The organism is Shewanella sp. MSW (assembly GCF_007636515.1).
In the GTDB taxonomy this organism is placed as follows: domain Bacteria; phylum Pseudomonadota; class Gammaproteobacteria; order Enterobacterales; family Shewanellaceae; genus Shewanella; species Shewanella indica.
In genome coordinates this window covers 1-6,745 of sequence record NZ_LVDR01000031.1, presented here as the reverse complement: position 1 = coordinate 6,745, position 6,745 = coordinate 1, and the positions used below count along the sequence as shown (strand labels likewise).

The 6,745-nt window shown below is 46.8% G+C and carries 8 protein-coding genes; 3 read left to right on the top strand and 5 right to left on the bottom strand.

Annotated elements, in window-relative coordinates; genetic code table 11:
• Together AYI96_RS20090 and AYI96_RS20085 are read right to left on the bottom strand one after the other, a co-directional pair.
• The coding region (locus tag AYI96_RS20090) for a transposase (protein WP_186300097.1) at positions 1 to 270 on the bottom strand (270 nt) is incomplete at its 3' end.
• Positions 271 to 293: 23 nt separating this feature from the next.
• Entirely contained in the window at positions 294 to 824 is a 531-nt protein-coding gene (locus AYI96_RS20085; protein WP_186300096.1) for a hypothetical protein, read from the bottom strand.
• 497 nt (positions 825 to 1,321) lie between these two features.
• Between AYI96_RS20085 and AYI96_RS20080 the strand changes: the two genes are divergently transcribed.
• Together AYI96_RS20080 and AYI96_RS20075 are read left to right on the top strand one after the other, a co-directional pair.
• Positions 1,322 to 1,792 carry a GNAT family N-acetyltransferase gene (locus AYI96_RS20080; RefSeq protein ID WP_144362212.1) on the top strand — a complete coding sequence of 157 codons (471 nt, stop codon included), beginning with the start codon at positions 1,322 to 1,324 and terminating at the stop codon, positions 1,790 to 1,792.
• Positions 1,793 to 1,832: 40 nt separating this feature from the next.
• On the top strand, positions 1,833 to 2,318 hold the full coding sequence (locus AYI96_RS20075) for an NYN domain-containing protein (protein ID WP_039035287.1): 486 nt from the start codon (positions 1,833 to 1,835) through the stop codon (positions 2,316 to 2,318).
• Between the two features lie 158 nt (positions 2,319 to 2,476).
• On the opposite strand, the gene AYI96_RS20070 is transcribed toward AYI96_RS20075, so the two are convergent.
• Both AYI96_RS20070 and AYI96_RS20065 read right to left on the bottom strand, forming a co-directional pair.
• Positions 2,477 to 3,106, bottom strand: coding sequence for a DUF2987 domain-containing protein (locus AYI96_RS20070; RefSeq protein ID WP_039035288.1), 630 nt, complete (start codon positions 3,104 to 3,106; stop codon positions 2,477 to 2,479).
• The gene (locus tag AYI96_RS20065) at positions 3,084 to 3,911 is read right to left on the bottom strand and encodes a glucosaminidase domain-containing protein (RefSeq protein WP_039035289.1); all 828 of its coding nucleotides are present in this window, start codon (positions 3,909 to 3,911) and stop codon (positions 3,084 to 3,086) included. The genes AYI96_RS20070 and AYI96_RS20065 overlap by 23 nt, the downstream gene beginning before the upstream one ends.
• A 148-nt stretch (positions 3,912 to 4,059) precedes the next feature.
• On the opposite strand from AYI96_RS20065, the gene yvcK reads away from it, so the two are divergent.
• Positions 4,060 to 4,962: a uridine diphosphate-N-acetylglucosamine-binding protein YvcK gene (gene yvcK / locus AYI96_RS20060; RefSeq protein ID WP_039035290.1), complete on the top strand. Its 903-nt coding sequence runs from the start codon at positions 4,060 to 4,062 to the stop codon at positions 4,960 to 4,962.
• A gap of 79 nt (positions 4,963 to 5,041) precedes the next feature.
• Here yvcK and AYI96_RS20055 read toward each other — a convergent pair whose 3' ends face one another.
• On the bottom strand, positions 5,042 to 6,235 hold the full coding sequence (locus AYI96_RS20055) for an amino acid aminotransferase (RefSeq protein WP_144362211.1): 1,194 nt from the start codon (positions 6,233 to 6,235) through the stop codon (positions 5,042 to 5,044).
• Positions 6,236 to 6,745 lie beyond the last annotated feature (510 nt).

Below are 6,745 nucleotides of genomic sequence, written 5' to 3'. Positions count from 1 at the left end.
TTTTACAACCTGAGGCTCGAAGGTGCCATCTCGGTCACGCGGAGTATGCAGCTCAAAGCTACCGGTAGCGGTCTTCAGTGTCTTACTGGTCTTGCCATTTCTGCGATTACCAGGCTGCTTATCTTCAAGATGTTGGTCGAGCTCAACATTGAGGGCCGCTTCAGTAAGCTGTTTAATGAGTGGTGTGAGAATACCATCTTTGCCGGTCAGGTCTTTACCTGCACGCAGAGCTTCAATGGCGGCTTCCATGTCAAATGTAGGTTTGGTCATTTGAATATCCTTTTGGGTGTATATTACTCAAATGACACAGATTTATGAACACTACCGCTGCAACCACGACGAGCAGAAGAAATAGTCTTGAGATGATGATAATTACGTACTGCACCTGTGAGTATATTGCGTATCCCACGGTTGGCGAGATCTGACTTGAGCACATAATCAGACAAGTCATAATCCTGCATCACAGATTCGACCGGCGCCATTCCTGGCTGGCCGGTCAAGAGTACGAAACGGGTATCGGATATTCCCAGCAAATCCCGCACAGCTTTGACTAACCTGAGACCGGCATCTTCGGTTTCCATCACGACATCAACCAACACCACAGCAAAGTCGGCATCTTTTCCCAATAAGCTGGATGCCTCTGCCATGCTGTAGGCTTGTATGAGTTCAAGGGGACGTCCCATTAATGTCATTTTATTAATGGCAAAACTCAGCGAATTCTGGAATTTGACATCATCATCCACCGCCAAAATACGCCACATGGCGTCGCGTTGATGAGTTTCTTCCGGTGATGTTTCAGATGAAAACAGTAAATCATCTAGCATAGTTACTAATCCCTCAGTCACTTTGTCCACACTTGCTTTGGGACAAAACCAGCAGGAGACCATTTCCCTGCCCGGTACTCAGCACGGTTTAACTCTCGGTTTAGCTCTCGGTTTAGTTCCTCCCGAGTCTACAATCCAGCTCATTTAATGCTAAAGCTGTTACAGTTCAATTCGGCATTAAGCCCTTTTCAATACAGTACGCTATGTTTGATTTAAAGTGTAATCCACTTTTGGCTTAGTGCCGGTTAACCAACGGAATAACAGTGTAAATTTTTTTATCTGCTGCGTTATCCTTGAACTCAACAACTTCAAATTATTGTCAAATGCCCATAAGCTTGTTAACCGACAAGAACCAAAGCTGCACTCTGAGCGCCTTATCATTTTTTTATTCAACCTACTTTGTTACCCTGCACGTTATTTAGGATTTGTAGCCTGTCCGGTGAGGCAGTAAAGCCCGTTAATCCTCTATTTTGCCCAGTCATCCACAAGGACGTCATATGATCCGCGCATTTACAATGGAAGACATGCCAACTGTATTGAAGATCTGGCTAACAGCCTCTATCGATGCCCATCATTTTATTGCCGCAACATTTTGGCAAGAACAGTTGGATAACATGCGCCAATTTTATATTCCTGCGGCAGAAAATTATCTCTATCAGCATGGTACCCAAGTGCTTGGCTTCTACTCTCTCTATGAGGACAAGTTGGCAGCGTTATTTGTTAAACCCGAAATGCAAGGGTTAGGGATCGGCGGTCATTTACTTGAACATGCCAGGCAACAAAGAGAGCGGTTGACGCTGAACGTCTATTGTGACAACCAAGCCAGTGTCAATTTTTACCGGCACAAGGGCGCTGTGATAATTGGCGAACAAACCTGTCCTTATACAGGACACAAAGAATACAACATGCAACTAACAAGTTTAAACGACTTAAGTACTTGCACAAAAAAGAGCTTTCCCCCGCCATAGGTCAAGGGAGACAGAGTTCATAAAATAAGGAACGGAAACAATGAAAGATCAGCCCAGTAGAGTGCTTCTCTTGGCCGATGTTCAAAACATCTACTACACCACCAAACAAGTTTTCGGGCGAAACCTGGACTACAACCGGCTTTGGTCCAAAGTCACTGATCAGAAACAGCTGGTGAGAGCATTTGCCTACGCTATAGACAGAGGTGATAAAAAACAGCGCGAGTTTCAAAATATCCTGCGGGCCATTGGCTTTGAGGTGAAGTTGAAGCCCTTTATCCAACGCGCTGATGGAACAGCCAAAGGTGATTGGGATGTGGGAATAACCATAGATGCGTTGGAATATGCCGATGCTGTGGACATTGTGGCACTGGTTTCCGGGGACGGTGATTTCGCCTTGTTAGCCGAAAAGCTACGTCAAAAAGGCAAACGAGTTGAAATCTATTCCGTTACTGAATTAACCTCGATGCTCCTGCTCAATGCCGCCAGCGACTTCTGTCCCATTGACGATGATTTGTTACTCAAATGAAAATGGGCAAGCAACCTGGCAGATAAATAGCTAGAACGTTGGCAGTAAGCCAGACCTAGTCTCATCTAGTGAGGCGACTCGAGCGTCAGCAAACTGCCAGCAACATCATTCCAAATGATAACCAGCCTTGGAAACTCATCTGAATAAAAGGCAAGTAGTTAGTTGTCTCGCATGACCCATGGGCTGATCACTGCAGGAGCCGAGTCAAATTTTACTACTTCAATTTGGCTGAGTTCCTCATTACTGAGTTCGTAGCGCTTACCCAGCGTTTGATAGCGCCCATCGAGCCAAGCACCATTTTCACTGCCGGTAAATTCAATATTAAGACCTGAAATAGGCTTGGCAAAATACTTCATCGGAAATCCTTGCATCTGCTTCAGGGCTTCATTCATTTGATTACTGATGTCTCTCAGTTCATCGCCGCTGTACTCCTGTTTGGGAGTACGACCCCTGAGCTGCATACCAATGCCGCAGCCTTGCCCATCTCCAGCCAACTCAAGGTTAATCAGGGCTCTGGCACCCTTGAGCTTTTCATCGAAGGGAATAAACAACCTCTGACTGGCATCAAATGTCAGAGGAAAACGTTCAGTTTCTGTGCTGATACTGCCATTTTTTAATTGACAGTTTTCGGTTTCAGGAACCGTAAAAGCCAGATCAATAAGTGGATAATTGCCTTTATTCATCACTTTCATCCGCGCGTAAAAGTCGGCATAGTTCAAAGACACCTGACTGGCCATCAAAGAGGGGGACAGCAACAATAACGTACTAAACAGCAGTTTTTTCGACATGGTTTTCCACCAAATATTCTTCGTTGTGACGCAGCATATCCAATAATTCGTCAATGTAGGCTTCCTGGCGCTCCGAATAGTTTACCAGGCCATAAACCAACTTCTCTGCCGTCAGGGGTTCCTGTTGACTACGGAGATCGGCACGTATGGAACGAAACAAAGAATAGGCTGCATTGGAATTAAGATTACGCATATAAGAAGCTACTGAGTCGTCGACCGATTTGAATACGGCCACTTCATGGGACATGCCTTCAGAGCGCGACTGTGGAACCAAACCGCAACCTTTTTTGAAACACCACTGACCAAAAAAATTGAGTCCTTCACGGGCAAACCGAGAACTGCCCCAGCCGGTTTCGTTGGCTGCCTGGATAAGCACCATAGATTCCGGGATCACATCAACCCGACGCAGCAATTTATTGATGCTGTCGCTATCGATAGCACGCATGGCATATTGATACTTTTCTGCCAGACGCTGAATACGATATTGCTCGGCATCATTAAGCTGATGTTGGTTTTGCAAGTGCTTTTGCACCTGTTCGAGAAATTTACGCTCCTCAGCGATAATGCTATTTTGCTTTTGCACCGCCGGACGCAAGAAGTCAAAAAACGCCTGCTTCTTATCGCTGACATTACCTATGCTGCTGAAATCTGGGATCAAGCTGATACCCAATTGGTTCTTTATCAGTGGTGCTGAACTCTGCTCGGCAGTTTTCAAACTAGGTATCAGGTACACCCTAAGTGCCAATACCGACAGTATTACCAAAGCCAAAGCCAGGGTAAATGAGCCAAGTTTTCCGGTTTTCAATCAGTCTTTCCTTTTGCCGGTTACCCAAAAGTTAAGGGGAAAATTTCCGCATTATATGTCAGATATCACTTTTCACAAAATAGCTCTCTGACTCTTATGCAGCATTGGTGTAGAATGTTCAAGTTCAAAGCGACGGCAAGGATCAGCTATGCAAAGGCAGTTATTCAGTCAATATCAGCAAGTTGTTGCTATTGGTGGAGGCCATGGGTTAGGAAGAGTCCTATCATCCCTGGCTTTTCTCGGCGATCGACTAACAGGCATAGTTGCGACCACAGATAACGGCGGCAGCACAGGCAGATTAAGAAACAGTAATGACTGTATCGCCTGGGGCGATCTACGTAATTGTCTCAGCCAACTGGCGCATAAACCCTCTGTCGGTTCCTTATTATTTGAATACAGATTCGATAGCCAGGATGAACTCAATGGTCATAACCTGGGCAACCTTATCCTGGCAGCATTGGATCAGCTCTGTGTCAGGCCCCTCGAAGCGATTAATCTTATCCGCGGCCTACTTAAAATTGACACCCGCCTATATCCCATGTCTGAACACCCTACTCACTTGCTGGCGCTTGACGCCTCAGGGAGCAAAGTGTTCGGTGAGCTGGAGGTCGACAGCATGGCTGAGCGCCCGGTGGCGATGAATCTTGAACCTATGGTCAAAGCCACAGAAGAGGCCATAGCGGCGCTGAATGTAGCCGAACTGATTATTCTAAGCCCGGGCAGTTTTCTCACCAGCCTGATGCCACCTTTGTTATTGCCAGAGCTGGCAACAGCGATTAAATACAGTCAAGCCAGAGTGGTATTTATCGATAATCTGAAACCTGAGGCATCAGTGGCCGGAGAGCTGAGTTTGGAGGCAAAGTTGAATTGGTGTCAGCAACTGATAGGCGCAGGGCGTATCGATGCTGTACTGTGTCATGGCCAACCATATCAGGACGGATTAATTTATCGCTCGCCGCTGGCCGATCCACTCCAGAGTGGTTGTCACGACAGAGACGCCTTGGTCAACGCTTTGGTACAGACTTTACAGCCGAAAAAACTTATTGCTTGAATAACGATAAACTATAGCCAAACAGCAAAAAGGACAGCAAAAGCTGTCCTTATCAAGTTTTTGGCAAAATCCAGCAGGTTTAGAGCACCTTGGCTATCGCCTTACAAATAACCGGCATATTACTCTTGGTCATCCCGGCAACACTAATACGGCCAGAGCCGACAATGTAGACGCCAAACTCATCTTTCAGCTTGGCAACTTGTTCCTTGTTAAGTCCTGAGAAGCTAAACATGCCATTTTGACGGGAGATAAAGCTGAAGTCGCGATCGACGCCTTCGGCCTTGAGGCTCTCAACGAACAGGGTTCTCATGCTAGCTATGCGCTGGCGCATTTCAGTCAATTCTTGCTGCCACAGCGTATTGAGCTCACTATCGTTAAGAATAGTACTGACAATCATGGCACCATGAGCCGGCGGGTTGGAGTAGTTGGCACGAATGGTGCGCTTAACCTGACTGAAAGCCCGTGCAGCGCACTCATTGTCTTTGGCCACCAGAGTCACGGCACCGATACGTTCATTATAAAGCCCGAAGTTTTTCGAGAAAGAGTTGGCCACCAGCAGCTCAGGCACCATGGCGGCAACAGCTCTGAGGCCTTGGGCATCTTCTTCAATTCCTGTGCCAAAGCCCTGATAGGCAAAATCAAACAGAGGCACCAATCCGTTTTCGGCACACAGTTTGGCAACTTGCTGCCATTGATTGATATTCAGATCGATACCGGTCGGGTTGTGGCAACAGCCATGCAGCAGCACAAAATCACCCTCAGTCGCCTGTTGCAGATCTGTCATCATGGCATCGAAGTCGAGATCGTGGGTTTCTGCCTGATAATAACTGTACTCTTTGATCTCAAGCCCGGCGGTTTCGAAGATGTTCTTATGATTGGCCCAGGTTGGGTTGCTGATCCAGATAGTTTTGCTGTCTGTATTGCTAAGGACAAACTCGGCAGCGACCCGCAATGAGCCTGTACCTCCCGGAGCCTGAGCCGTTACTGCCCGGCCAGCGGCGATTATGGCGCTATCTTTACCGAATAGCAGTTGTTGAACCGCTTGATTATACAGGGCAACCCCTTCGATACCGAGATAGCTCTTGGTCTTTTCCTCTTCGAGCAACTTGGCTTCTGCCAACTTGACCGATTTGAGTACCGGGGTCTGGCCAGCCTCATCCTTATAAATGCCAACACCCAGGTTGACTTTATCCGTGCGGGGATCGGCTTTAAAAGCCTCAGTTAAACCAAGAATGGGATCGGCCGGCGCGGCGGTAATCTGAGAAAAAATCATGACAGCTTTCCTGTAATTGGACATGTAGGGACAAATCGGCTCCATTTATACCATTGTCCTCGCCCAGGTTATAGTCTCTTTGGCAGATTCTGAGCCATTTAATTTATTACTTGAAGGATATTCACTCGAAAGCGGGATTTGCCATGGATATGATAAGAAAATAGCGGGCTGATTGAGTGGAGATAGCGGTAACACCAACTTAGAACCATAATCAAAAACTGTAACCTCTGTAATCCAGCCCCTGTAGTGGTCGAGTTGAATTGATCATTATCAATCTAGGACGAAAAATACTCAGGGACAGCCCTTATGCCTGGGGCTAAAAACCCTACGGTCTTCAGAATAACAACTAGCTTGGATAAAAATATGGAAATCACATGAAAAGGCCGCCTGTTTGCACAAGCGGGCGTCTCTGGATCTGACAAAGGTGCAGGGATTTGAACCCTGCATGACGGCGCTATAAACCCAGCAACCCTCAAAGCGGTGCCAAGCTAATCGCTATCATCAAAACTC

Excerpts from the sequence above, each read along its gene's own strand:
- AYI96_RS20085 (WP_186300096.1), bottom strand. The coding sequence starts at position 824 with ATGCTAGATGATTTACTGTTTTCATCTGAAACATCACCGGAAGAAACT.
- AYI96_RS20080 (WP_144362212.1), top strand. The coding sequence starts at position 1,322 with ATGATCCGCGCATTTACAATGGAAGACATGCCAACTGTATTGAAGATC.
- AYI96_RS20075 (WP_039035287.1), top strand. The coding sequence starts at position 1,833 with ATGAAAGATCAGCCCAGTAGAGTGCTTCTCTTGGCCGATGTTCAAAAC.
- AYI96_RS20070 (WP_039035288.1), bottom strand. The coding sequence starts at position 3,106 with ATGTCGAAAAAACTGCTGTTTAGTACGTTATTGTTGCTGTCCCCCTCT.
- yvcK (WP_039035290.1), top strand. The coding sequence starts at position 4,060 with ATGCAAAGGCAGTTATTCAGTCAATATCAGCAAGTTGTTGCTATTGGT.
- AYI96_RS20055 (WP_144362211.1), bottom strand. The coding sequence starts at position 6,235 with ATGATTTTTTCTCAGATTACCGCCGCGCCGGCCGATCCCATTCTTGGT.